We start from the raw sequence: 24,003 nt of genomic DNA on the forward strand, positions 1-24,003 counted from the left end.
AACCTTAAGGATATAAATAGTGGAAAAAATAGCTATCATCGGATTATCATGTCTATTCCCCGATGCTAAAAACCCGGAAGAATTTTGGCAAAATCTTGTTACTCAAAAAGATTCGATATCCTCTGCAACACTCGAAGAAATCGGAGTGAATCCGACAATCTTTCACAATCCAGTTAAAGGTACACCAGACAAAACCTATTCACTCAAAGGCGGATACATCCGTAACTTTCAGTTTGACCCTAATGAATACAATTTGCCATCAGAATTTGTTGCTAGTTTAGATAACACCTTCAAATGGTCATTGTATGCTGCTAAACAAGCAATTGTGCAGAGTGGTTATTGGGGTAATCAAACTATTCTCTCAAAATGTGGCATCATTTTAGGTAATTTGTCATTACCGACAAAACTATCTAATCAATTATTCTCTCCCATTTACCAAAAAGTTCTTACCCCTGCTGTCAGAGAACTTTTGCAGTATGAAGACTTTGATTTAGCTACTCTACCAACTGTCAATAAAACGTCTTTGTACAATGCGATGATATCTGGCTTACCAGCATCTATCATTGCTCAAGCCCTATCTTTATCTGAGATTAATTTCTGTCTAGATGCTGCTTGTTCGTCATCATTTTATGCGATTAAATTAGCATCTCATTATCTATGGTCTGGTAAAGCTGATGCCATGTTAGCTGGAGCCATCAGTAGTGCAGATTCACTATTTGTGCGGATGTTATTTTCTGGTGTTCAAGGTTATCCAGAAAACGATATCAGTCGTCCTTTAGATAAATCCTCTAGAGGATTAATTCCCGCCGATGGTGTTGGGATGGTGATGCTGAAAAGATATTCTCATGCCATCAGAGATGGCGATCATATTCTCGCTACCATCTGCGGTAATGGACTTTCAAATGATGGCAAAGGCAAGCATCTACTTAGCCCGAATCCTAAAGGACAAATTTTAGCTTTTGAGCGAGCCTATAATGAAGCAAATCTTAGTCCAAAAAATATCGATTATTTAGAGTGTCATGCTACTGGCACATTACTAGGAGATACAACTGAAGTCAACTCTATAGAAACCTTCTTTGGTGAAAATCAAGCTGCGCCTTTGGTAGGTTCTGCCAAGGCAAATACTGGTCACTTGCTAACTGCTGCTGGTATGGTTGGCTTGGCTAAAGTGATTTTGAGTATGTCTCATGGTGTAATTCCACCAACTATTAATGTTACTGAACCTTTCTCTTCGGAAAATAATACAATTTCCGCTGAAAAAATTGTTAGAACAACTACGACATGGCCGAATAATAACCCATCAACAAAACGAGCAGCTATTAGCGCTTTTGGTTTTGGCGGCACTAATTCTCATCTGATTTTAGAACAAAGAACTACAACAGAATCAGTTGAATCAATTCCACCTGTTCCACCTAGCAAAATTGCCATTGTCGGCATGGATGCCTTTTTTGGTAACTGTAATGGTTTAGATGCTTTTGAACGCAGTATTTATGATGGAACACAGCATTTTACTTCTCTACCGCCTCAAAGATGGCATGGTATAGAAAATCAAGAAAGTATCCTGAAAGAGTACGGTTTAGCAGATGGAAAAGCACCAGTAGGGGCATACATCAAAGATTTTGAAATCGATACTTTATCGTCTAAAATTCCACCGAATGAAATAGAAAAATTAAACCAACAACAATTATTACTCCTGAAGGTTAGCGATCGCGCCGCCAAAGATGCAAAACTACAGGAGGGTAGCAATGTAGCAGTTATTATTGCCGCTGAGACAGAGTTTTCTGTGCATCAGCTACAGCAAAGATGGAATCTATCTTGGCAGGTTAAGGACGGCTTACTCAACCAAGAAATTTCTTTGCCTACTGAACAATTGGCGCAACTAGAAACCATTGTCAAAGACAGCATTCACCACCCAGTAGAAATCGGCGAATATGTCAGTCACATTGCCAACATCATGGCAAGTCGAATTTCTGCTTTGTGGGATTTCACTGGTCCTGCATTCACCATGACGGCTGGCGAAAATTCTGCCCTCAAGGCGTTGGAAGTTGCCCAAATGCTACTCGCTACTGGAGAAGTAGATGCAGTGGTTGTGGGTGCAGTAGATTTGGCAGGTGGTGTGGAAAATGTCTTGTTCCGCAACCAATTTGCACCAATTAACACGGGTGTCAATACGTTGAGTTTTGACCAACAAGCCAATGGCTGGACGGTTGGGGAAGGTGCAGGTGCAGTCGTCCTCAAGCGTTACGAAACCGCTAAACAAGATAATGAACGCATCTATGCAGTCATTGATGCAGTGAGTCTCGCTCAAGATAATTCTACTGTGAGTAATGGTCTGGTAAAGCCTGATGCTTCAATCATCAGTAATGTTTGCAACCAAGCCTTCAAGATGGCAGACATTCAACCCACAGATGTTAACTATGTGGAAGTCTTCGGTAGTGGCATTCCCGAGGAGGATGAAGCCGAAATCACAGGTTTACTGCAAGCTTATCCGAAGGTGGGAAATGGTTTACATTGTGCATTGGGCAGCGTCAAAGCTAATATCGGTCACACCTATACAGCATCGGGAATCGCTAGCCTAATTAAAACTGCTCTCTGTCTTTATTACAGGTATATTCCCGCCACACCCAAATGGTCTGGTGTCAAAACACCGCAAGTATGGTCAGGTAGCCCTTTCTATGTGGCAATGGAATCAAGACCTTGGTTTATCGATCAAGGCGCTACACGCAGAATAGCAGCAATTAATAGCATGGGTATAGATGGAAGTTATGCCCATTTAATTTTATCGGAAGAACCCAGCCAACAAGAACGAGACAACAGGTATTTGCAGCAAATACCTTATCATCTGTTCCCGATCACAGTTAGTGATCGCTCCAACATACCAGATTTACTGAACAATCTTCAACAAACCATCGAAGAAAGTTCCTCTTTATCAGCTACCGCCAGCCAAACATTTGCCAATTTTGAAGGACATTCTGATGCAAAATACGTCTTATCAATTACAGGACGTAACAAAAAAGAACTATTCAAAGAAATTGAATCTGCTCGCAAAGGTGTAAATAATGCCTTTGAGAACGGCACAGATTGGCAAACACCAATAGGAAGCTATTTCACAGCTAAACCATTGGGTAAAACTGGAGCATTAGCTTACGTTTATCCGGCAGCTGTCAATTCTTATGTGGGTATCGGTCAGAATCTCTTCCGCTTATTCCCAAAAGTCTACGATGACACGATATTCAATAGTCTTGCTAATCGTGCTATCGAAATTCATCAGCGACTTTATCCCCGAAGCTTGCATAAATTCTCCACCAGACAACTAGAAACTCTCGAAAAAGAATTCCTAGATGATTCCCTAGCAATGTTTGAAACAGAAATCGCTTATTCTCGACTGATTACTACAATTATTCGAGATGATTTCCAAGTCAAACCACAATGTGTTTTCGGCTATAGCCTCGGCGAAACTAGCATGATGTCTGCCCAAGGAGTTTGGAGCAATTTTTCTGGTGGAAGTAATAATTTAAACTCATCTCCTCTCTTTGGTGATAAGTTATCTGGCCCAAAAAATGCTGTGCGTGAATATTGGGGATTAACAGATTCACCAAACAACAATTTTTGGAATACCTATGTTCTCATGGCTACTCCATCGCAAGTTAGAGAATGCCTGAAACATGAAAATCACGTCTACTTAACTCAAATCAACACACCAGAAGAAGTATTAATTGCTGGTGAGGATGCCGCCTGTAAACGAGTCATTCAAACTTTAGGTTGTAACGCTTTCCCCGCTCCCTTCGACCATGTGATACATTGTGAAGCGATGCGATCGCAGTACGAGGAAATCAAGAAGGTAAACACTTTACCATCGCAAAATCTTCCTGGTATTGTGTTTTATTCTGCCGCAGATTATCAACCAATTGCAGTAGAAAGTGAAGCCATTGCTCACAACATTGCTAAAGGATTGTGTCAAGAACTTGATTTTCCGCGATTAGTGAATCGTGTCTACGGTGATGGAGTCCGTATATTTTTAGAAGCGGGTGCTGGTAGTGTCTGTTCGCGATGGATTGATAAAATTCTCGGTAGCAAAGAACATATCACAGTTTCTCTGAATCGTAGAGGCATGGATGACCATGTTTCGATGGTCAAAGCATTAGCAAAACTACTCAGTCATCAGGTGAACTTAGATTTATCACCACTGTATAGCAAAGTCCAAGAAACTGCTAATTCTAATAAAGCAACATTGAGAACAGTTACCTTGGGTGGGAAAGCGATCGCAGCTACAATTTTGAGCGAAGAGAATCGTAAACTTGTTGAAGATTTCGCTGGGGATCTTAGAAGCGAACGTTTCAAAATACAGCATCTAAATATACCTGATGTCCAACAATCTAAAATCACAGGTTCTCTTAACACTTCCAACCAAATCACCGAACAAGAAAGTTATTCCCCTAACATCTTGCCTCAGCTAGAAAAAGTCAAACCGAAAAATATCATTGATAACGGTTTTGAACCGAGAGAACAATTACAATCTTCTGAGTCAAGTGCAATTGGGCAGAAAAATCTTCTTCATTCACCACCTGTCATCACTCAAAAAACTAGTAGCATTATCAGCATGTTCGATTTAAATAAGACTCAGTATCAAAAGCTCAATGCTAATAATTCAAAGATAACTAAAGCACACACTGCCTTCTTACAAGCTAGACAAGATTACAGTCAGCAAATGAGCGAAATAATTCAATTGCAACTAGCTTGCGCCCAAAACTTGCTTAACGACGAATCTTAATATCTCATACCAATTCTCTTTCAACTTTGTCTTCCTTTACGCCCTACCCTGCGGGAAGCCATTTCGTATTTATGCGTCCTTTGCAGTTCGTTTAATAATTATTACGTGCATCTTTTAGAGAATTGGTATTACTCTCTTACTCTGTACCCTCTGCGCCTCTGCGGTTCGTTAACAGAGTCTGCACCCTTCAACTTTATCATCCATTGTTTGTAATCCGAGGGATAACTGCCGTGACAACCGTAGAGACGGTACTAAATAAACATGATAATGGCCTTACTTTCTCTTCCTGGTCTTATAATAAAAACCAGGTTTGGAAAGGTTCTTTAGAAACTGTATCTTTTGAAAAACAAACCATCAAAGATAAATTGATGGTGTTAAATAAACCTTGCTACATCGTGAAAGTTGCCGGAAAAATCGGTGTCACTAATGAGGGTTATTTATCCTCTGGTGATAATGGCACAACAGCACAAGTAGAACTGCTAACATTTGCAGCCCCAATCCGCATTCAACAATTTGGAGATCCTAATTTTCTCTCTTTTCATGGAGTGAAATATGCCTACGTTACCGGCGCAATGGCTGGCGGAATAGCTTCCGAAGAAATGGTCATTGCACTTGGGAAAGAACAAATTTTGAGTTCCTTTGGTGCAGGTGGTTTAATTCCAGAACGTTTGGAAGTAGCCATAAATCGCATTCAAGAAGCTTTACCTCAAGGGCCTTATGCATTTAATTTAATTCACAGTCCAAATGAACCTGCGATTGAACGTCGGGCTGTGGATTTATACCTCAAATATCAAGTGAGAACAGTAGAAGCATCTGCATTTCTCGACTTGACCCCCAACATTGTTTATTACCGTGTTGCTGGATTGGGGTTGAATAACACCAATCAAATTGAAATCAAAAATAAAATCATTGCCAAAATTTCTCGTCGAGAAGTTGCGACTAAATTCTTACAACCAGCACCAGCCAGAATACTCAAAGAACTTTTGCAACAAGGATTAATTACTGAGTTACAAGCAACTCTTGCAGCTAAAGTTCCAATGGCTGATGATATTACCGTCGAAGCTGATTCTGGAGGTCATACAGATAACCGCCCCTTGGTTTGTTTGTTACCTTCTATTATTGCTTTGCGGGATGAAATTCAAGCACAATATCATTACCAAACACCCATTAGAATCGGTGTTGCAGGTGGAATTGGTACACCTCAATCAGCATTAGCGGCTTTTATGATGGGTGCTGCTTATGTAATGACCGGCTCAATCAATCAGTCATGCGTTGAATCTGGGGCTTGTGAACATACCAAAAAGTTATTAGCTCAAGCAGAAATGGCTGATATGATTATGGCCCCAGCAGCAGATATGTTTGAAATGGGAGTTAAATTGCAAGTTCTCAAACGGGGTACAATGTTCCCCATGCGAGCGCAGAAATTATTTGAACTCTATCGTGCTTATGATTCCATTGAAGAGATTCCTTTAGCAGAAAGAGAAAAATTAGAAAAACAAGTTTTTCGCAAAACTATTGCTGAAGTATGGGAAGGAACTGCGGCTTATTTGTCCCAAAAGAATCCTGAAAAACTGGGTAAAGCAGTTAATAATCCTAAACTGAAAATGGCGTTGATTTTCCGTTGGTATCTAGGATTATCTTCTCGCTGGTCTAGTTCTGGTGAAAAAGGTAGAGAAGTCGATTATCAAATTTGGTGTGGCCCGGCAATGGGCGGTTTCAATGACTGGGTACGCGGTTCTTATCTGTCTGAACCGAATAATCGTGGTGTAGTTGATGTAGCTAATCAAATTATGACTGGTGCAGCCTTTTTGTATCGTGTCCAAAATTTGAAAATTCAAGGACTGCAAACTTCTGATTATTACAGTCAATATCACCCTGTTCGTTCTACATCATTGTTGGAGATTTAAAAATGACTATAAAACAGTCTTTCACAGCAGACGATATTGAAATATTTTTGGTATCTAACTTAGCTAAGTTGCTAGAAGTTGCAACTGATGAAATAGATGTCAAAGAACATTTAGAAAACTATGGCTTGGATTCAGCCCAAGCAATGATTCTAGTAAGTAACTTAGAAAAGTTACTTGGATTTCAACCCTCTCCTTTGCTTCTGTGGCATTACCCAAATATTAAAGCTCTTTCACAGCGTTTAGCTGAAGAAGTGCAAGAAGATTCACCGATTCAAGATACAGGAGTGACAACCTCTAATGCCAACACTGCACCCTCTGTTCTAGATTTAGGTGCTGAGGCTGTTCTTGACCCCACGATCCATCCTGGTGCTGCATCTAATGTGGCTGTGGGTGAACCCAAGAATATCTTTTTAACTGGAGGAACAGGCTTTTTAGGAGCTTTTATCATCCGGGAATTACTACAAGAAACCAATGCAGATATTTATTGCTTAGTGCGTGCTGCTAATGCCGAAGAAGGCAAAAGCAAGCTCCAAAATAATCTGCAACAGTATGCAATTTGGCAGGAAGAATTTAACTCCCGAATTATTCCAATTATCGGTGATTTATCTTTGCCATTGTTAGGTGTTGGTTCGGAACAGTTTCAAGTTTTAGCTAGCAAGATTGATATTATTTATCATAGTGGTGCTTTGTTGAATTATGTTTTTCCATATTCAGCACTGAAAGCAGCCAATGTTTTAGGAACACAGGAAGTTTTGAGATTGGCTTGTCAAATTAAAGTCAAGCCTGTACATTACGTTTCTAGTGTGGCTGTTTTTGAATCCACTGCTTATGCTGGTAAGGTTGTCAAAGAACAGGATGAATTCAATCATTGGGAAGGTATTTATCTTGGCTACTCACAAACTAAATGGGTAGCTGAAAAGTTAGTAAAAATTGCTCGTGACCGTGGACTTCCTGTAACTATCCACAGACCACCACTGATTTCGGGTGATAGCAAAACAGGCATTTGTAACACACATGACTTTATAAATCTGATGGTCAAGGGCTGTCTACAAATGGGAAGTTTTCCCGATGTAGATTATATGTTGGATATGTCACCTGTGGACTATGTAAGTAAAGCCGTTGTTTATCTATCACAACAAAAAGAATCTATAGGTAAAGCTTTCAATTTACAACATCCTCAACCTGTCTCTTTGAAAATACTAGTTGATTGGATACGCTCTTTTGGTTATTCAGTTGAGATGATTCCCTACGAAAAATGGCAATCAGAGTTAATCAATAATGTGTCTTCTGTAGACAATCCTTTGTATACTTTGCGACCATTTTTACTAGAGCGCTGGTCTGATGAGCAACTGACTATTCCTGATTTGTACTTGCAAGCTAGAAGACCTCATATTAGCTGCCAAGATACTCTTCATGCACTAGCAGGTAGTTCTATTGCTTGTTCTCCAATTGACTCTCAATTGTTTATGACTTACACAGTCTACTTGATTCAAAGTGGCTTCTTAAATATCGCTTAAAAACTCAAAAATTGCGTAGAATGTGTTAGAAAATTAATGCACTGTCTTAGATCTTTTCGGTGCGTTACAGAAGCTATAACACAACGCCAGTTGCGACAAGAAATAGCGTAGCGTTATTGAGTCAGACGTTCCTACATTGCTAACGCTGCGCTATCGAGTGTCGGGAACCTTCACAACACACTGACTCTACTACAAAATAATTTTATTTAGTCCATTTTTTTTAAACTCAGTACTACTGAATAGCCAATATTTCAGATGCTAGCAACAACTTATAGACTAACAGCGGCAATATAATTGCCTTGTTTTTTTATGCCCAATAATATAAATTTTTTGTATTCAACTCTTGACAGAAGCAATTGAGGATAGAATGGTTAGTGTCAGGCATGAAGGTTTGATTTTACCTACTGGCTTTTGTGAGTAATCAAAAGCCAGACGCTAGTAGTTTGAAATAACCGAACTTCTTTAATGCCTAACTTATTCGATGCATAAGTCCTAAATTTGTGTTTGGACTAGTACATCCTTCTAAAAAGATGTTTTAAAAGTCCACTTGTCGGCATCAAAAGTTCTAAATGCCTCTAAATTCTCCTTAAAAAGGGAAACCAGCGCGGTGTTGGGGGTCTCCCCAAGTAGAGCGACTAGCGTGGATTAAGAGAATTTAAAAGTGCCTAAAATCACAGTCAAACACTTTTAAAACAACCTCTAAGGCATCACACAAGTATTTGCAAGGGGAATAACTTAATATACTTCTTGTCAGTTCAAATATTACGCGCACTTAATTGTAGAACAAGAACGACTGTAAATGCAATGCAGCCTCATCAAATTGAATCCACTAACATTCTTACATGAACAAAACACATCAAGGACAGAGTAGACAAACTGCTCTTATTACTGGGTCGGCTGCTGGAATTGGCTACCAACTAGCGTGTATTTTTGCTGCTCATGATTATAATCTGGTCTTAGTAGACAGAAATGGACCAAAGCTAGTAGAAATTGCTGTGAAATTCCAAGAAGAATTTGGAATTTTTGTCAAATCTATTGTTAAGGATCTATCTATATCAACGGCTCCTGAAGAAATTTTTGCAGAGTTGCAAAAAGCCGATATAAATGTTGATGTGCTGGTAAATAATGCCGGATTTGGGATTTATGGATTATTTCACGAAACTGACCTAGCTACTGAACTGGAAATGCTACAGGTAAATTTGGTGTGTCTCACCCATTTAACCAAGCTATTCGTGAAGGGCATGGTAAAGCAAGGTAAAGGTAAAATATTAAACGTTGCCTCTGCCGCTGCTTTTCAACCAGGGCCTTTGATGGCAGTTTATTTTGCAACTAAAGCTTATATCTTATCTTTTTCAGAAGCGATCGCTAATGAATTAGAAGGTACAGGTGTCACTGTGACAGTTCTTTGCCCAGGCTCAACCGCATCTGCCTTTCATGAAAGAACCGGAATGGCTGACTCTAAGTTGCTCAAGGGCAAAAAGATGATGGATGCACAAACAGTAGCCGAAATTGGTTTTCGCGCCTTAATGAAGGGCCAAATTATTGTCATTCCTGGTTTTATGAATAAACTACTTGCAAAAAGTGTCAGATTTGTACCCAGAAAGCTGGTGACAAAAATTGTCCGAAATATGCAGGAAGATAAGTAAATATGGGGCATTGGGAATTGGGCATGGGGCATGGGGCATTGGGGAAGAAAAACTAATGACAAATGACAAATGACTAGGATTAATACTGCCAACATTTTAAATCCCAACCAAAGTTCTCTACTGCAACAGCAGCAACATAATTGCTAGCAGGTACTAGTTCAAAAAGACTCCAGTCTTCAGTTATCTGTAACTTGGCTGGTTCTGTAACAGTCAGCGACACTTCAACTTGCTCTAACTGGGATAGTCCGTCTCCAGTTGCCTTTAAATAAGCTTCCTTACAAGTCCAGTAACGGAAAAATACTTCTTGCTGTTGGTTGAGAGATAGCGATCGCAACATTTCATATTCTCTCGGTAAAAAGAACCGTTTGGCAAGAGCTTCTAAATCAGACATCGGGCGAATATATTCCAGGTCTACACCAATTTGGCATATACAATTCACCGCACACAAACCCAACCCTTGGGAATGAGATAAGTTAAACGCCAGTCCACTATCGGCAAATGTATCTGCCAATAATGGTTTGCCACGCTGTTGATAATTAAACTGCACTTGTGACGGCTGAATACTCAAATAGCGACCTAATATAGTTCGCAAAATACCACGACCAGCAATGAAACGCTGTCGATGTTCCTGAAAATAAAACCGTTCAGCACGAGCTGTTTCGTCATTGGAAAGAGTTACTGCTAAATTTTGCAACTGTAGTTCTGGTTGGTCAAGGTCTATGCGCCAGACATGAATTTCATCTGGTAGCAAAGTTAAATCTGTCGGTGCAGGTAGCCAGAAATTCATAATAATTTGTAATTCAGATTTTATTTGGGTTTTCTTCTTTTTGTATTGGATAAGGTTTTATACTCTAGTAGTTTGTTCACAACAATTATTATGGGTGGATCTGGTTTGACGCTTTAGCGCTACTATACTATGTGCCAGACCAACGCGGTAAGCATAGCCATGCCATCAGGCTTATCACTTTTCAGCTTCAACACGGGGTAAGTAGGTCGGCGTGAATATTTATAGTTGGGATGAGGCAAGAGGTAGGAGGCAGAAGGGTTTTAGCCTATTTAATTTTTCTTAACATAGTTTGATTTTTCCACACTGTTCTAATTAACAGCTTTGGAAAACAAAAAGGATTTTATAAGCTTTACAACAATTACTTTTATTGAATAAGCAGGGTAACTGCATCAAATTAGAGTAATGCTTTTTAATTTGATGGATGGCATTTTAAATATTAGCTTAACTACTTAGCAAAGTAGCTGCACTTGTTTTTCCTAAAATGAATCTACCAGAGGAGTTGTTAAATGTTAAGTCAAACTGTAAACATAACTACAGGTAGCTGTGAGCGCTTTTCCTATCTAACATGCTGATTTTTACTCTACATATACGTGCGATTTTTCTTACTTTAGATGTACGATTTTTAACTTAAGGTTAAATCCTCTGAAGGAGAATGTATTAAAACCCTTGACAGATAATAGGAAATTTTCTTTTGGCTACAACATTAGCTATACAGTTTTACTCCAAGGAATTACGAGGAATGTCTGCAAGTGTTTTGCCAGGATCTAAGTTTTGTAAAGGTCAGAGAGTAAGTTTTATGGGTGGGGAAGGCGTCATCAAAAACTACCGATTTGAGTCAGGTAGCTGGGAATATTTGGTGGAGATGCCTATGGGGCCAGAGCCAGAAATGGACCGGGTTGGTTATGAAACAATGATTTGGCTACCTGAAGTAGATATTTCTTCACTGGTAAATCATTTTTCTGGCAAATTGTTAAATTTGGAACAAAAAAACTTTGCCAAAGCTTGTTAAAAACCTATTAGAATTACTTTTTTGCAAAACATAGTGAGAATGAATGATTACTAATTTGGAGTACCTTGCCTTCTTTGTGCTACTACTGACAGCGCTGCTATTAGCAATTAAGCAAATGAGCGTTGCTTTGGATGAGCTAGATGTTGAGCGCTTTACTCTCTGGACAGGTATTGCTTCTGTTATTGCTGGTATACCAATAATATTGTGGTAGCTTCTCAGTCAATGCTGTCCTCTCTATTGCAATAGTTTATTTAGGACAAGTAATTAAAACAAGCTAATCTATTCACTTTTGTGGACTTCCAAACAATACGACTTTATCCGCCAAGTATCCTACTACCCTGTTCGCTTTATCTCCAACCATTGTAAAATCCGATTCCACGCCCACCAAGGATCAGGATCTTGTAATTGTAGTTGGCACTGTTTACTACTCAAATAGCTAACATGACCACCGTATTGAGTGAGGAACAAATCTATTGCAGGATTGCGATCGCAGGCTTCTTCTAATTCCGGTATAATGGCTGGGTCAAAAAGTGGATCATCAGCAGCATATAGAATCAAAGTCGGTTTCGAGATTTGTGGCAATACTTGTAAAGCACTACTAGCTTGATAATATGCTTCCACAGAAGGAAAACCTAGTTGCTTAATTACCAGTTCATTATCAAAACCCCAAATGCTGTTCGCCCGTTCAATCGCTTCTGGGTCAAGGCTTCCAGGGTGGGCATCATGGATTCGCCATGCTAGTTTTTTTAAATTTTGGGCAATCTCTGCTTCCAAATATCTGCCGAAGGGCTTTGTAACCAGATAAGATAGCGATCGCTTTGAATCCAAACTTGGACAAATCACCATACCACCGCCAATATCGCTATCTTCTAGCCCTAAATCTCCAGGCTCCCTTAATCACCTCACCAGCCACCTTCACCGCCCATAGCGCCAATTGCCCTCCTAAAGAATACCCTGTAAACCAAAATTTCCCCGGACATCCCATTGCCTTAGCAGCGGCGGCGATGCGAACAAAATCTTCCCCTTCATACAAACCATCAGAAGTCAGAGTCGGGGATAACTTGGCAGTTTTGCCGTGGGCCCGCCAATCAAATAACACCATAGCGTAACCTTGAGCGTAGGCTTTACGTCCTAGCACCCTCAAAAACCATTCTATTTTTAATTATCCAGTAATGCCATAAGTCCCGATAATCGTGCTATGAGCATTTTCCGGGATGGCAACCAAGCCAAAAATTGGCACACCTTGGCCACCAATAAAGATTTTTTTGTGATAATACGGTTCTGGGTGTTTAGTGCTATTTTCCCAGTAACGTTTTCCCCACAAAGCTGTGTATACAGTCATTCTCACACCGTTTTGTAAAAACAAAGACGGATTGTATGGGGTAGTATAACACATCATAAGACTATAAGATTTCGTGTAATTGAGTCTTGATTTCACAGTCATTTAATCTTAATATTTATGTAAGATTTAAAACCTTTTACATAATTGATTCAAAAATCTTTGTATCTATCAAAGGTTGTTAATTATCCTTAATAAGTAGTAATAATTTTTTAAGAATGCCGAGGATTCTTGTCATAGACGATGACCCAGCGATTTCAGAACTAGTTGCCGTCAACTTGGAAATGGCTGGTTACGATGTTAGTCAAGCTGAAGACGGCATCAAAGGTCAAGCGCTGGCTCTCCAGCTACAACCAGACTTGATCATGCTCGATTTAATGTTGCCTAAGGTAGATGGGTTTACCGTTTGCCAACGTCTGCGCCGCGACGATCGCACCTCTGAGATTCCCGTATTAATGTTGACAGCTTTGAGCCAAACTCAGGACAAGGTGGAAGGCTTCAATGCTGGCGCAGATGACTACCTCACCAAACCTTTTGAAGTTGAAGAACTGCTGGCACGCGTGCGGGCACTTTTGCGGCGTACTGACCGGATTCCCCAAGCCGCAAAGCACAGTGAGATTCTCAACTTTGGCTCATTAACCCTTGTTCCCGAAAGATTTGAGGCGATATGGTTCAATGAAACGGTGAAATTGACTCATTTGGAATTTGAGCTACTTCACTGCTTGCTGCAACGCCACGGTCAAACGGTTTCTCCTAGCGAAATCCTCAGAGAAGTTTGGGGCTACGATCCTGATGATGACATAGAAACGATTCGAGTCCACATTCGCCACTTGAGAACCAAGCTAGAACCAGATCCTCGCCATCCCCGCTATATCAAGACAGTGTATGGTGCTGGATACTGTCTTGAATTACCCGCTATACCTCCATCCAATGAAGGGGCTTCGGTAACAGTCGTTGAATGAAATCACGCTAAATTCCCTTAACTAAGCTGTCGCTTAGGCAAGAACTCTCTGTAACTCTTATTCCTTACCGCTTAGTTAAGGTTATTGATCAGATTTACGGTGTGTAGAGACGTTGCAATACACATGTCTCTACAAGCATATCAGTGAGAAATTAAGATAAAACATCGCGCTGTAATCAAACAGCGCGGTCTTTTCCCAAAGAACGTTTCTACTTATTCCCACACAATAAACCAAACCGAACTAACCCGCGTTCATAACCGCGACGCATCAACCCCAGTGATAGCGCCCCTTGAATGGTAGTCCAACCGGCATTGAGTAAGCCCCAAAGCGCTTGAGGAGTGAACGCCGAATCAATTACTACATTCCAAAAGGCGGCGACAGCAGTTGACCAATCGGCGGTGCAAATATTGTTTAATGGAAGTTGACGGGCGATCGCTTCATACTCTGGTAAAGAAATTACATAAGGCAAACAATACACCCGATAAATATCCTGCAAATGCTTTTCCTCATCTGCCGTCAGTGGTAACTTATCAGTCGGTCGATGACACCAAGTCACCATAATTAACTTGCCGCCAGGTTTCAATACCCGATAACATTCCTGGAGAAACTTAGTTTTATCTGGCATGTGTTCGCCGCTTTCTAGCGACCAAACCAAATCAAAAGAATTATCAGCAAAGGGCATTGCTTGAGCATTGGCGACCTGAAACTGAGTTTTCAGACTCAAATTTGCCTCCAAAGCGCGTTCCGTTGCTCTGGCAGCTTGCACAGGACTCAAAGTAATTCCTGTAGCTTTAGCATTAAACTTTTCTACCAGGTATAAAGAACTGCCACCAATGCCACAACCCACATCGAGGATATTTTCTGCTGATTGTACCCCCGCCCAATTGAGCAGTTCTTCGATTAAATCAATTTGCGCTTGCCGACGGTCTTTTTTATTACTACCATCGACACCGTAGTAGCCGTGGTGCATGTGTTCCCCCCAAATCTGTTCCCACAGACCAGAGGAAGCATCGTAGAACTGCTGGATTTGCTGGTAAAGTGTTGCACTCATGAAAAAAGTAGTTTTGAGACGAAGTAGAATTCAAAAAAATATACAGGTAGGCTACCATGTATGTTTTTGAATAAGGTCAGAATATTAATTTTGAATTTGGAGACGCGATTATCACGTCTCCTAACTCCCCACTCCCACGGCTGACGGCAAAATTAGCATGGCATCACCGAATGAATAAAAGCGATATCCAAAAGCGATCGCTTCATTGTATATATTCAATAATCGTTGTCTGCCAATTAAGGCACTTACCAACATCAACAAACTGGAACGCGGTAAGTGAAAATTTGTAATCAAACCATCTACCACTCGCCATTGGTAGCCAGGATAAATAAATAAGTCTGTTTTTCCGCAAAACGGTTGTAAATTACCAGATTGAGCCGCCCCTTCTAAAGCCCGTACTGCCGTTGTTCCCACAGCAATAATTCGACCGCCAGCAGCTTTAGTGGCGCGGATTTGCTCTACTGTAGCGGTGGGAACTTCAATCCATTCTTCATGCATCTGATGAGTAGTTACGTCCTCTACTTCCACAGGGCGAAATGTGCCAACACCAACGTGTAGCGTCACAAAAGCTTGATTAATTTTGCGATCGCGCAACTGTTGTAATAATTCTGGGGTAAAGTGTAATCCTGCCGTTGGAGCTGCGATCGCTCCTGGCTGTTTGGCATAAACTGTCTGATACTGCTCATCAGCTGCTTCTGAAGTAGTGATGTACGGTGGTAACGGTACTTCACCAAATACCTCTAACAGTTGCACCAAAGTTTTTTCTGCTGGTACATCAAATTGTAACAAACGCCCCCCAGTTGCTGCGTCTGTTTCTAGAACCGTAGCCGTTAACTGGGGGCTGCGGACTAGGGAAGAATCTTTATCATCCCCAATTCCTAATTGCCTTGCTTCAAAAACAATCTTCGCTCCTAATTTGAAGCTTTTTCCTGGCTTAACTAAAGCTAACCAACAATTATGCTGCCGTTCTTCCAAGAGCAACACCTGGATTTTAGCACCAGTAGATTTATGACCATAAAGCCGCGCTGGAATGACTCTTGTATTATTCATAACCAACAAATCATCAGAGCGTAGCAGTGCGGGCAAATCATGGAAAATGTGGTGTAGGGGTGCTGTTTCGGTGCCTGAAGTGGGAGAATCAACTACCAGTAACCGCGAACTATCTCTAGGAACTGCTGGATTTTGGGCAATGAGTTCTGGAGGTAGTTTGTAGTCATAGCCAGCTACCGAGCAATCTAATTCCAAATTTTTTTCTTGTGGGCTAGAACTATCTTTCAAATTGGCTTATACTAGTTTTTGCTTTATCTTAGTATTTATACTCGCTTAAAAAAGCTTCATTTAGCTTTCCTTCTAAAAGAACTTTAAGGCATCTTTGCTCAGTTTGGTCGCAAGGCTATAAGATTGTTACTATTAAGTAACACGGAAAAATTAACATAAAAATTGGGTAAACCTCCCCATCTAAAAACGGGGGCTTTTACCCTACCGGGAACAGGCACTGATTGACGAATATAGATATGTAGCATTGGCTTTGATCCCAAGCACCAACAAACATGGAATACTTGTACTATCTGGCAAATGCCAGTCTAACCCTGAGGGTCGTTCAACACCTCCACGCTAGACCCCAGACACCAGTTTCATTCGTCACCGTAATTCATCAAATTGATGGCTGGGTGGTTAGGATCAAACTTAAAGGTCAAGTCTCGCCCCAAGAAGATGGCGACTTTCGGGCTTTTCTAAATGAATTAGGAATTAGCTACGAACCGCCAATGAGGGTGCAAATGGCACTTTGGAGTTTGGAAGCGGGACAGTGCCCTGTGGATGTGATGCGTCGTTATCAGGTAGCGATCGTTTCTCATGGTAGCCCAGAGAGAGACGAAATTGAAGCGTTCCGGCAACAGTTTGTCCGGGGCTTAGGTTACTGTCCAGAAACTTTGGCGTGATCCTATTTGGTTGTAACGCCACTACAAAATTATTGGTCATTGGTAATTAAGATATTTTATCGATTATCGATTAACCATTATCAATTGAAGAGTCAAAAGCTGCGGGGATGTATTCTTGCAGCTTAAACTTATATCCGGGTACTGATGAAGTAGCTAGAGCTTCCTGATTTGCTGTAATCCCAGTCAAATTTTTTGATATCCTTTGACAGTAGACAATAGCAACATCAAATCGGCAAGAATAATCTGCCTTCTCAGGGTACTGGGCTAAGAATATTCCAGCTGTCCGCCAGATTTTTGTTTGCTTTTGTGGGGTAATTGCACTTCTTCCCCCTGTATCCCAACTACCTGAACTACGGGTTTTGACTTCAACAAATGCCAATAATGAGTCCTGAGTACTGAGTCCTGAGTTAGGAATTCTCCCTTCTGCGCCTCTGCTCCTCTGCTCCCCACCTCCTCCAGAATATTCAGCAATGATATCAATTTCCCCCCAGCGGCTAGAAAAGCGACGATAGAGAATTACCCAACCTGTAGATTGCAACCATTGGGCTACTAGGTCTTCTCCTAAATGACCAATATCTGGATAATGAGATGGAGGAAGGTTAGCCATTGATTAAAAATATCATGAATTGTATAAATTCTAGGTTAAGCGATCGCACTACGGGTTCTACACTTGCCTTATGCCGAACAAAGTTAGGGTTGAAGCGTAAAACAAACCATCGAATTTGGACAAGCATACTCAGCTTATTCCTATGGGGAATAGTTGGCATCATTGCAACAGTCGGTTTTGCTCCAACAGCTTTGGCACTTGAATATAATAAAGAAATTTTGGTTGAGGCTGATTTTTCAGGACGCGATTTAACAGACTCCAGCTTTACCAAAGCTAATCTTCGCCAGAGCAACTTCAGCCGCGCTAATTTGAACGGTGTCAGTTTCTTTGCAGCAAATTTGGAGTCTGCGAATTTGGAGGGTTCTGATTTGAGAAATTCCACTTTAGACTCAGCTCGTTTAGTCAGAGCAAATTTGACAAATGCACTGTTGGAAGGTGCCTTTGCTGCTAACGCCAGATTTGATGGTGCAATCATTGATGGGGCAGATTTTACTGATACCCTGCTGCGTCCTGATGAGCAAAAAAAATTGTGCAAACTTGCCAAAGGGACTAATCCCACTACAGGACGAGATACGCGTGACACGTTGTTTTGTCCTTAGCTGACAACTAAAGATATGGGACATTGGGCACGATTGTTCCCCTTGTCCCCCTACTCATAAAATATTGAGCATCTAAGCTGATGCGCGTCTAGATTGTACATTTTTGCACTCAGAACGTCCTTTGTCATTAGTCATCTGTCCTTTGAAATACAAATGACTAATGACGTAGGCGCTTCGCCTTCCCGCAGGGTATGACCAATGACAGCCTTCACGATTAAATATACAAATTAAATGCGTAACAGCTTACCAACCACGGGCACCAATCTTTTGACAAACAATTTTCATTCCTTTGCCTGGTGAAGAACTTGCTACAAAAGCGATTTCTCCTTTCTCCTTATCCTCTTCAAGTAGCTGTCCTTCTGGCCCGTAAATTGCAATGCGATTGCGAAAAAGCCGCGATTCTGTGCAAGATGCATCAAAGGTAGTCTCGAAGATGCCATCTCCGTAAATCCCGTAAAGCTTGTATGTCGTGCCCTTAATAGTTTTTGTATCCAGAGCTACACTGTTTCCTAATTTATCATGCCCGACAGTGATATACCTTTGTGCATCTTGGGCGATGGCTGCGCCAACACCTTCGGCGATCGCACTGCCGTTGCTTAGTAAAATAGCGATCGCTCCCACTATACCGCCGATTTTAAAACACATACGTTTTCAAAATATAAGATTTCATATATTTCTACCCGTAATCAAAGTTGTTCTGGCAGGGTAGAAGCACTGAAATCAAGATATCGCAAGGTGTTATACTACTTGGTAATACCTGATGGGAAGCGTAAAGGACTAAATAGCTGCAATACTTTTCAAAGTATGAGTGAAACACTTGCTGATATTGCTATACCACCCCAGTTTCCCGATCACACTCAACTACCAGAGTCTGATGGTACGTTTGTGAAAAATTTTCAAGAGTATCCTCAAACCATCATTCTCACAGACTCAATTGCTCAGGTTTTGCAACACCTACATCCAGATGGACAGTATTGCATTGGTCAAGATTGCGGTATTTACTGGCGAGAAACCGATCCGCCAGAAAAAGGAGCAGCAGCACCCGACTGGTTTTATGTCCCTGGTGTACTACCAAGGCTAGATGGCAAAAACCGTCGCTCATACGTTTTGTGGCGGGAATATATACCTCCATTGATTGCCATAGAACTAGCTAGTGGTAATGGCGATGAAGAACGTGATGTCACTCCTTTACCTTTAGCTGGTAGTCGGGAAGGGGCAAAACCAGGTAAATTTTGGGTATATGAGCGAGTAATCCGAATTCCTTACTATGCCATTTATGAAATTAGTAATGAAAAACTAGAGTTTTATCATCTCGTAGATTTTTCCTACCACAAGATGCAGCCTAATGAGCAAGGTCGTTATCCAATTCCTCCTTTAGGAGTGGAACTAGGGTTATGGCAAGGAAATTACTTAAATAATCCCGAGCAATTTTGGTTGCGCTGGTGGGATTTAGAGGGAAATTTGTTGCTGATTGGTAAAGAAGAAGCCGAGTTGCAAAGGCAAAGGGCCGAGCAAGCAGAACAAAAAGTTGCACAATTAGCAGAACGGCTTAGGGCAATGGGTATCGATCTAGAAGAGTAATATTTGCGTAAGTTATGGCAAGCCAAAAAACTTAGTAATCACGGGTAAAGGAACGCCTTCCCCGGCACAGCTAGGATTGAAACTAGTTAAACTTTTACCGCAATCTTTAACTCAACGCTTCCAGACAATTATTTTAGCTGATACAGCCTTTGGCAGTGTAGAATTCCTTGAAGGTATACGTCGGCTGAAATATCATGCTGTTACAGGTGTAGCTATTAGCCGTAAATTAGCCGACGGTAGACTTTTAAGACGTTTACATCAGCAGGGTCAACAGGTTTACCTGTTTGGTTTAAAGTTGACTGTTACTGTTTGTTGGTATTACTTAAAGCGGGATAATGGCAAACTAGAAAAACGCTTTGTCTTGTCTACTCGTCCAATTAAAGCTTCTACTCTCAAGTAGTGGGGTAAACGCCGATGGCAGATTGAGGGATGGTTCAAAACCGCAAAGCATCGTTTTGGTTTGCATCGCTTTGGGCAAGGAACTCTGCTGGGTATGTATCGCTGGCTAATTCTTTCTTTGACTGCCTACCTCATTGTTCATTGGACTTATCTGCATCTTCAAGGAGCATCACCACCTGATTGGGGTCAGGCTGCACAAATAGCTCTTGAATTTATTTTTCCCAAAATAGTCGTGTCTCTTCTTTTACTTGATATTGAACGCCTTACTCACATTGCACTTAGTCAAGGATTTGACATCTCTATTTCCAGGTGCAAGATATGAGTAGACAAAAATCAAACCCAAATAAAGTCCAAACTGGCTTTATAGGCAGTAAACACGTCACAGTTAAGGGTCAACCAATCGAAGAATCTATAGAATATATCCGTTCTAAATGCTTCCAAAGCTTCAGGAAAGGTGTTCAAAGGTTTGTTCGCCCATCTGCGTCTCAAGCCTCCTGTCATCTGATGCCAGTTATGTGGCGGCAAACGTCAGCTTTGGTGATCCTACCTCTTTATGGTGAATTTCTTTCGACTTTTCTATGATTGTCTTATACTCTACTTTTGATTGCATAAATCATCACTTTTTTAAAACTCTAGCCAGACTATGATAAACCCTAGCCAAGGCACAAAAAAAAGGAAAATAACTATCATCGCCTCTCCAAAAGGTGTTGAAATAGCGGAAAAAGCTTTGTTAAGGCTAGGATTTGGTTCAAAAAGCAACTTTGCAAAATCTCAACTTTTAGCTCGTAATACAGTTACAAAATTTTTTCAGCGCGAACCAATTCAGCTTGATTCCTTTAGAAGGATATGTGAGGCACTAAAACTGAATTGGAGAGAAATTGCGGCAATAACAGAAGAAAAATCAGAGCGGCTAGAAATAAAAGCTAGCAGTAGCTCTGATACTAATGAGGGGGTGGAGCCAGTGCAAAAACTTCGCCGTAAAGTGACTGTAATAGATAAATCAACTCAAAAAATTAAAGCTGCTATCATATTAGAAGGTGAAATAAATTCAATTCAAAATTTAAAAATTATTGAATTGATTTTACGAGAATATTCAGGAGAAACTATCGAAATTATTGATATTCAAGAAGGTAGTATTAAATTAATTGTAGAGGGTTATCAAGAGGATATCGAACGACTTATATCTTTTATTAAATCAGGAGAACTAGAAGAATTAGGCGGTTTTCCTGTTGAAGATATTCAAATTTTGAGCGAAAGTTCAGATGGTGACAAAAGTAGCGAACTTGATGAAAAAAATGGCGTTTAGTACAGGAGATTGTCAGTCAGTCAGTTAAGGGGCGAAACTTGAGCGGTGCCGACCTGAGTGATGCGCGTGTAATCAACGAACTCATGGGCGGGATTTAATTCAGCGAGGAGCAATCCTTATTACAAACATTTTATCACCTTTGCGTGTTCACCCAAGGTTATGTATTCCCTTTTGAACGAATCGCACAGCCGAGATGTATGTAATTATTGACTCGATACCCCTTACAGCCTAAACTTGTGACAAATGACAATTCATTTATAAGGGTTTCAGGCTCTAAAAATTGGGAAGGTTCAAGTGTTTCAGCCTGTCAATTTCTTATTTTTAAGGGTAAAGTTGAAAATTTTTTTGAAACTGTTTCTGACTTAGCTGTTCAATTCAATCAAAAATAAATCACAACGTAATCAAAAGTAAATCATTGCATGGTCAATATTACAAGTATTTGGCACGATGATATACTTAGTTGTCATATGAGAAATTCCAGAAGAATTATATATTTATCTATTTTTTTGTTGAAGTACACAATTTTACGCTCTTGTTAGAGTCAAAAATCATGAAGCCGCTTATCAGTCTCCAGTACAAAAATAGTAACATGGCGAGTCCAGAATATAGGGGTGCTGTGATTGACGCAGTGGAGACTTTAGTATCACTAGGTCTTCTGAATAACTCAAAGAGTAGCTTAGTAGATATGGTTAATAATCTTGTTACTCAACAAAAGGAAGATGAGAAAGCTCTTTATGGTCATCCTTTGACTAAATCTTATATTAAACAAGAGATTCAGGATCTGGATGAGCAAATTAAAATGGTTGATGATGAGCTAGCTGAAGTTGAGTATCAAATTAAGTTGGCTGAAAATCCTGATAATTGAGGGTATGCAATAGTTCGTAGATATCTTATTTACCATACCTGAAACTACCACTACTAAGACAAAAAACCTACGGCTGAAACCATTTTATAAAAGGTATCAGCCGTTGTTGCAATAAGAATTAATGCCCAGTTTGAGAATCTTGATAGTTATCATAGCTGGTATCGTTGCTGGCAAATTTATATTAAGTGCAGTACAAATATCTATTACTGTATCTGCGATATCTACAAAAGGTTGAAACCTCTCTGTATATCTTTGACAAAAGTTTTCTTTAAAGTCACTCCTATTAGAAATTTCCTCAGCCCTTAAAGCTTCTTTTATAAGATTTTCTCGTATATCAACAACCTCTAAATATCCTTGAAATCTTTGCCTAGTCTCCTCACACTCTTTTTTACGTCGTCTAAGGTCTTCTTGGTATTCTTTTAACTTCCACAAGTTTTCTTCCACTGTTTTACTTAAATTTTTATTAATTTTTTTAGTAAATATTATTTATCATATCAAACGATAAAACACCTAAAATGTCAATTTTTGTTAAAAATTTAACACAAGTTGTTTTGTGCAGTAATTTTACCCTTTTCTTTACCCGTATTACATCCTATTACGATTAGAGATAGGCGATCGCAAATTTAGCAGAGCAATTAATGTTTCAGAACTAGACTTTCTATGGCTTCAAGCTGCCGTTGATACAACCTGAAATGGTATATTCTCTAAAACAACTTCTGGCAACTGACCCGATCCAATAACCTCTTTTGCATCAAGAATTTCTACATCAACTAAAACTTCACCCGCACCAATATTTAATGCTATTTCATCGTTTAAGCGGAAAGTACGACATTCATGATATCCATCGACTATGCGAATATAAAGTGAGTCAGTTTCCTGGTCATAACTAATTTTCATAGGGTCACTTTCCTCAAAAATAACCCTTAATCAATCAAGGTATTCAATCCCCGTTTCTTAACTAGGTGCAACAGCTTAAGAGCAGTGCCACTGGGACGCTTCTGACCGATTTCCCACTTTTGAACCGTTGATAGACTTGTATTCAAAATCGCAGCAAATACTGCCTGACTGACATGAGATGATTCGCGTATTTCCTTAATTTGCTTAGGTTCAAGCGGTTCAATCCCAGGCAAGCACAGACTGTTGAATTCATGCAATGTAGTCTGATCCATCAGTCCAGCCTTGTGCAGCCTTGTAGCCGTTTCGTGAACGGCTTCAAGAATCGCTGATTTCTTCTTCACCATTGCAAATTACCTCCATCAATTCATCTTCTAGCTTGGCCTTTTCGAGATCCTCTAGCGTGTAAGATAACAGCACTGATGCCAGCTTTTTTAATGCTTCTTCTTCTTTTTTGTTAATATTACTGCGCTCGTTTTTCGGGAAGCCGAAAACAAAAAACCAGCAATCTCCCTTGTTGGTTGCCACCAATGTGCGAAAGCCACCACGCTTACCTTCTCCAGAGCGGGCAATCCGCTTTTTGAACAGTCCGTCTCCTAGATCGGCTTCGTAAAGTCCTGCCGTCATTTCGTTGACAGCCGTGCAGAGGGTAAGGTCATTTAAACCCTCTTTGCGTGCCCAACGGTCAAACCATCGGATTTTATAGATTATCATGCTATGGTCATTGCCTTTGCTTATCATATAGCACTTGGTGCTATGTTTGGCAATACACTATAAAAGTCAAAAAGCTTGAACAAAGACTGATCGCAATATGAGCAGGAAC

At 40.4% G+C, this 24,003-nt stretch carries 22 protein-coding genes and 2 pseudogenes; 13 read left to right on the plus strand and 11 right to left on the minus strand.

Annotated elements, in window-relative coordinates; translation table 11 throughout:
• The first annotated feature begins 19 nt into the window (after positions 1–19).
• From V7K56_RS20595 to V7K56_RS20610, 4 genes are all read left to right on the plus strand, one after another.
• Entirely contained in the window at positions 20–4,771 is a 4,752-nt protein-coding gene (locus V7K56_RS20595; protein ID WP_334913065.1) for a PfaB family protein, read from the plus strand.
• Positions 4,772–5,001: 230 nt separating this feature from the next.
• On the plus strand, positions 5,002–6,678 hold the full coding sequence (locus V7K56_RS20600; protein ID WP_334913067.1) for a PfaD family polyunsaturated fatty acid/polyketide biosynthesis protein: 1,677 nt from the start codon (positions 5,002–5,004) through the stop codon (positions 6,676–6,678).
• Positions 6,679–6,680: 2 nt separating this feature from the next.
• Complete coding sequence (locus tag V7K56_RS20605) at positions 6,681–8,195, plus strand: thioester reductase domain-containing protein (RefSeq protein WP_334913069.1); 1,515 nt, start codon at positions 6,681–6,683, stop codon at positions 8,193–8,195.
• Between the two features lie 842 nt (positions 8,196–9,037).
• Positions 9,038–9,841 (plus strand): SDR family NAD(P)-dependent oxidoreductase, encoded by an 804-nt coding sequence (locus V7K56_RS20610; RefSeq protein ID WP_334913071.1) that lies wholly within the window; start codon positions 9,038–9,040, stop codon positions 9,839–9,841.
• A 79-nt stretch (positions 9,842–9,920) separates the two neighbouring features.
• Here V7K56_RS20610 and hetI read toward each other — a convergent pair whose 3' ends face one another.
• A complete protein-coding gene (gene hetI, locus V7K56_RS20615) occupies positions 9,921–10,628 on the minus strand; it encodes a 4'-phosphopantetheinyl transferase HetI (protein ID WP_334913073.1) in 708 nt (235 codons plus the stop codon).
• A gap of 691 nt (positions 10,629–11,319) precedes the next feature.
• On the opposite strand from hetI, the gene V7K56_RS20620 reads away from it, so the two are divergent.
• Both V7K56_RS20620 and V7K56_RS20625 read left to right on the plus strand, forming a co-directional pair.
• Positions 11,320–11,637, plus strand: a complete 318-nt coding sequence (locus V7K56_RS20620; RefSeq protein ID WP_334913075.1) for a hypothetical protein — start codon at positions 11,320–11,322, stop codon at positions 11,635–11,637.
• A 43-nt stretch (positions 11,638–11,680) separates the two neighbouring features.
• Positions 11,681–11,848, plus strand: coding sequence for a hypothetical protein (locus V7K56_RS20625; protein ID WP_334913077.1), 168 nt, complete (start codon positions 11,681–11,683; stop codon positions 11,846–11,848).
• Positions 11,849–11,970: 122 nt separating this feature from the next.
• Here V7K56_RS20625 and V7K56_RS20630 read toward each other — a convergent pair.
• A pseudogene (locus V7K56_RS20630) lies at positions 11,971–13,036 on the minus strand (YheT family hydrolase).
• A gap of 158 nt (positions 13,037–13,194) precedes the next feature.
• Between V7K56_RS20630 and V7K56_RS20635 the strand changes: the two are divergent.
• Positions 13,195–13,938 (plus strand): response regulator transcription factor, encoded by a 744-nt coding sequence (locus V7K56_RS20635; RefSeq protein WP_334913079.1) that lies wholly within the window; start codon positions 13,195–13,197, stop codon positions 13,936–13,938.
• Between the two features lie 208 nt (positions 13,939–14,146).
• Here V7K56_RS20635 and V7K56_RS20640 read toward each other — a convergent pair whose 3' ends face one another.
• On the minus strand, positions 14,147–14,989 hold the full coding sequence (locus V7K56_RS20640) for a methyltransferase domain-containing protein (protein WP_334913081.1): 843 nt from the start codon (positions 14,987–14,989) through the stop codon (positions 14,147–14,149).
• A gap of 120 nt (positions 14,990–15,109) precedes the next feature.
• Entirely contained in the window at positions 15,110–16,267 is a 1,158-nt protein-coding gene (queA, locus tag V7K56_RS20645; protein WP_334913083.1) for a tRNA preQ1(34) S-adenosylmethionine ribosyltransferase-isomerase QueA, read from the minus strand.
• Between the two features lie 272 nt (positions 16,268–16,539).
• On the opposite strand from queA, the gene V7K56_RS20650 reads away from it, so the two are divergent.
• Positions 16,540–16,929, plus strand: a complete 390-nt coding sequence (locus V7K56_RS20650) for a hypothetical protein (RefSeq protein ID WP_012412259.1) — start codon at positions 16,540–16,542, stop codon at positions 16,927–16,929.
• Positions 16,930–16,999: 70 nt separating this feature from the next.
• On the opposite strand, the gene V7K56_RS20655 is transcribed toward V7K56_RS20650, so the two are convergent.
• Positions 17,000–17,536 carry a YraN family protein gene (locus V7K56_RS20655; protein ID WP_334913085.1) on the minus strand — a complete coding sequence of 179 codons (537 nt, stop codon included), beginning with the start codon at positions 17,534–17,536 and terminating at the stop codon, positions 17,000–17,002.
• 14 nt (positions 17,537–17,550) lie between these two features.
• On the opposite strand from V7K56_RS20655, the gene V7K56_RS20660 reads away from it, so the two are divergent.
• Positions 17,551–18,135, plus strand: a complete 585-nt coding sequence (locus V7K56_RS20660) for a pentapeptide repeat-containing protein (RefSeq protein ID WP_442940122.1) — start codon at positions 17,551–17,553, stop codon at positions 18,133–18,135.
• A gap of 243 nt (positions 18,136–18,378) precedes the next feature.
• On the opposite strand, the gene V7K56_RS20665 is transcribed toward V7K56_RS20660, so the two are convergent.
• Positions 18,379–18,780 (minus strand): hypothetical protein, encoded by a 402-nt coding sequence (locus tag V7K56_RS20665; RefSeq protein WP_334913087.1) that lies wholly within the window; start codon positions 18,778–18,780, stop codon positions 18,379–18,381.
• Positions 18,781–18,939: 159 nt separating this feature from the next.
• On the opposite strand from V7K56_RS20665, the gene V7K56_RS20670 reads away from it, so the two are divergent.
• Together V7K56_RS20670 and V7K56_RS20675 are read left to right on the plus strand one after the other, a co-directional pair.
• Positions 18,940–19,716, plus strand: a complete 777-nt coding sequence (locus V7K56_RS20670; protein ID WP_334913089.1) for a Uma2 family endonuclease — start codon at positions 18,940–18,942, stop codon at positions 19,714–19,716.
• 76 nt (positions 19,717–19,792) lie between these two features.
• Positions 19,793–20,116 carry a hypothetical protein gene (locus V7K56_RS20675; protein WP_334913091.1) on the plus strand — a complete coding sequence of 108 codons (324 nt, stop codon included), beginning with the start codon at positions 19,793–19,795 and terminating at the stop codon, positions 20,114–20,116.
• 332 nt (positions 20,117–20,448) lie between these two features.
• On the opposite strand, the pseudogene V7K56_RS20680 reads toward V7K56_RS20675, so the two are convergent.
• A pseudogene (locus V7K56_RS20680) lies at positions 20,449–20,625 on the minus strand (IS701 family transposase); the annotation flags it as partial.
• 133 nt (positions 20,626–20,758) lie between these two features.
• Here V7K56_RS20680 and V7K56_RS20685 point away from each other — a divergent pair.
• Both V7K56_RS20685 and V7K56_RS20690 read left to right on the plus strand, forming a co-directional pair.
• A complete protein-coding gene (locus V7K56_RS20685) occupies positions 20,759–21,421 on the plus strand; it encodes a hypothetical protein (RefSeq protein WP_334913093.1) in 663 nt (220 codons plus the stop codon).
• Positions 21,422–21,971: 550 nt separating this feature from the next.
• Positions 21,972–22,286 (plus strand): hypothetical protein, encoded by a 315-nt coding sequence (locus V7K56_RS20690; RefSeq protein WP_334913095.1) that lies wholly within the window; start codon positions 21,972–21,974, stop codon positions 22,284–22,286.
• 96 nt (positions 22,287–22,382) lie between these two features.
• Here V7K56_RS20690 and V7K56_RS20695 read toward each other — a convergent pair whose 3' ends face one another.
• From V7K56_RS20695 to V7K56_RS20710, 4 genes are all read right to left on the minus strand, one after another.
• The gene (locus tag V7K56_RS20695) at positions 22,383–22,730 is read right to left on the minus strand and encodes a hypothetical protein (RefSeq protein ID WP_334913097.1); all 348 of its coding nucleotides are present in this window, start codon (positions 22,728–22,730) and stop codon (positions 22,383–22,385) included.
• A gap of 222 nt (positions 22,731–22,952) precedes the next feature.
• Entirely contained in the window at positions 22,953–23,183 is a 231-nt protein-coding gene (locus V7K56_RS20700; protein WP_334913099.1) for a DUF2283 domain-containing protein, read from the minus strand.
• Positions 23,184–23,209: 26 nt separating this feature from the next.
• Positions 23,210–23,527 carry a helix-turn-helix domain-containing protein gene (locus tag V7K56_RS20705; protein WP_334913101.1) on the minus strand — a complete coding sequence of 106 codons (318 nt, stop codon included), beginning with the start codon at positions 23,525–23,527 and terminating at the stop codon, positions 23,210–23,212.
• Entirely contained in the window at positions 23,499–23,894 is a 396-nt protein-coding gene (locus V7K56_RS20710; RefSeq protein ID WP_334913103.1) for a type II toxin-antitoxin system RelE/ParE family toxin, read from the minus strand. Before V7K56_RS20710 ends, V7K56_RS20705 begins: the two co-directional genes overlap by 29 nt.
• Between the last annotated feature and the right edge of the window lie 109 nt (positions 23,895–24,003).

Source organism: Nostoc sp. (assembly GCF_036917535.1).
Taxonomy (GTDB): Bacteria; Cyanobacteriota; Cyanobacteriia; order Cyanobacteriales; family Nostocaceae; genus Nostoc.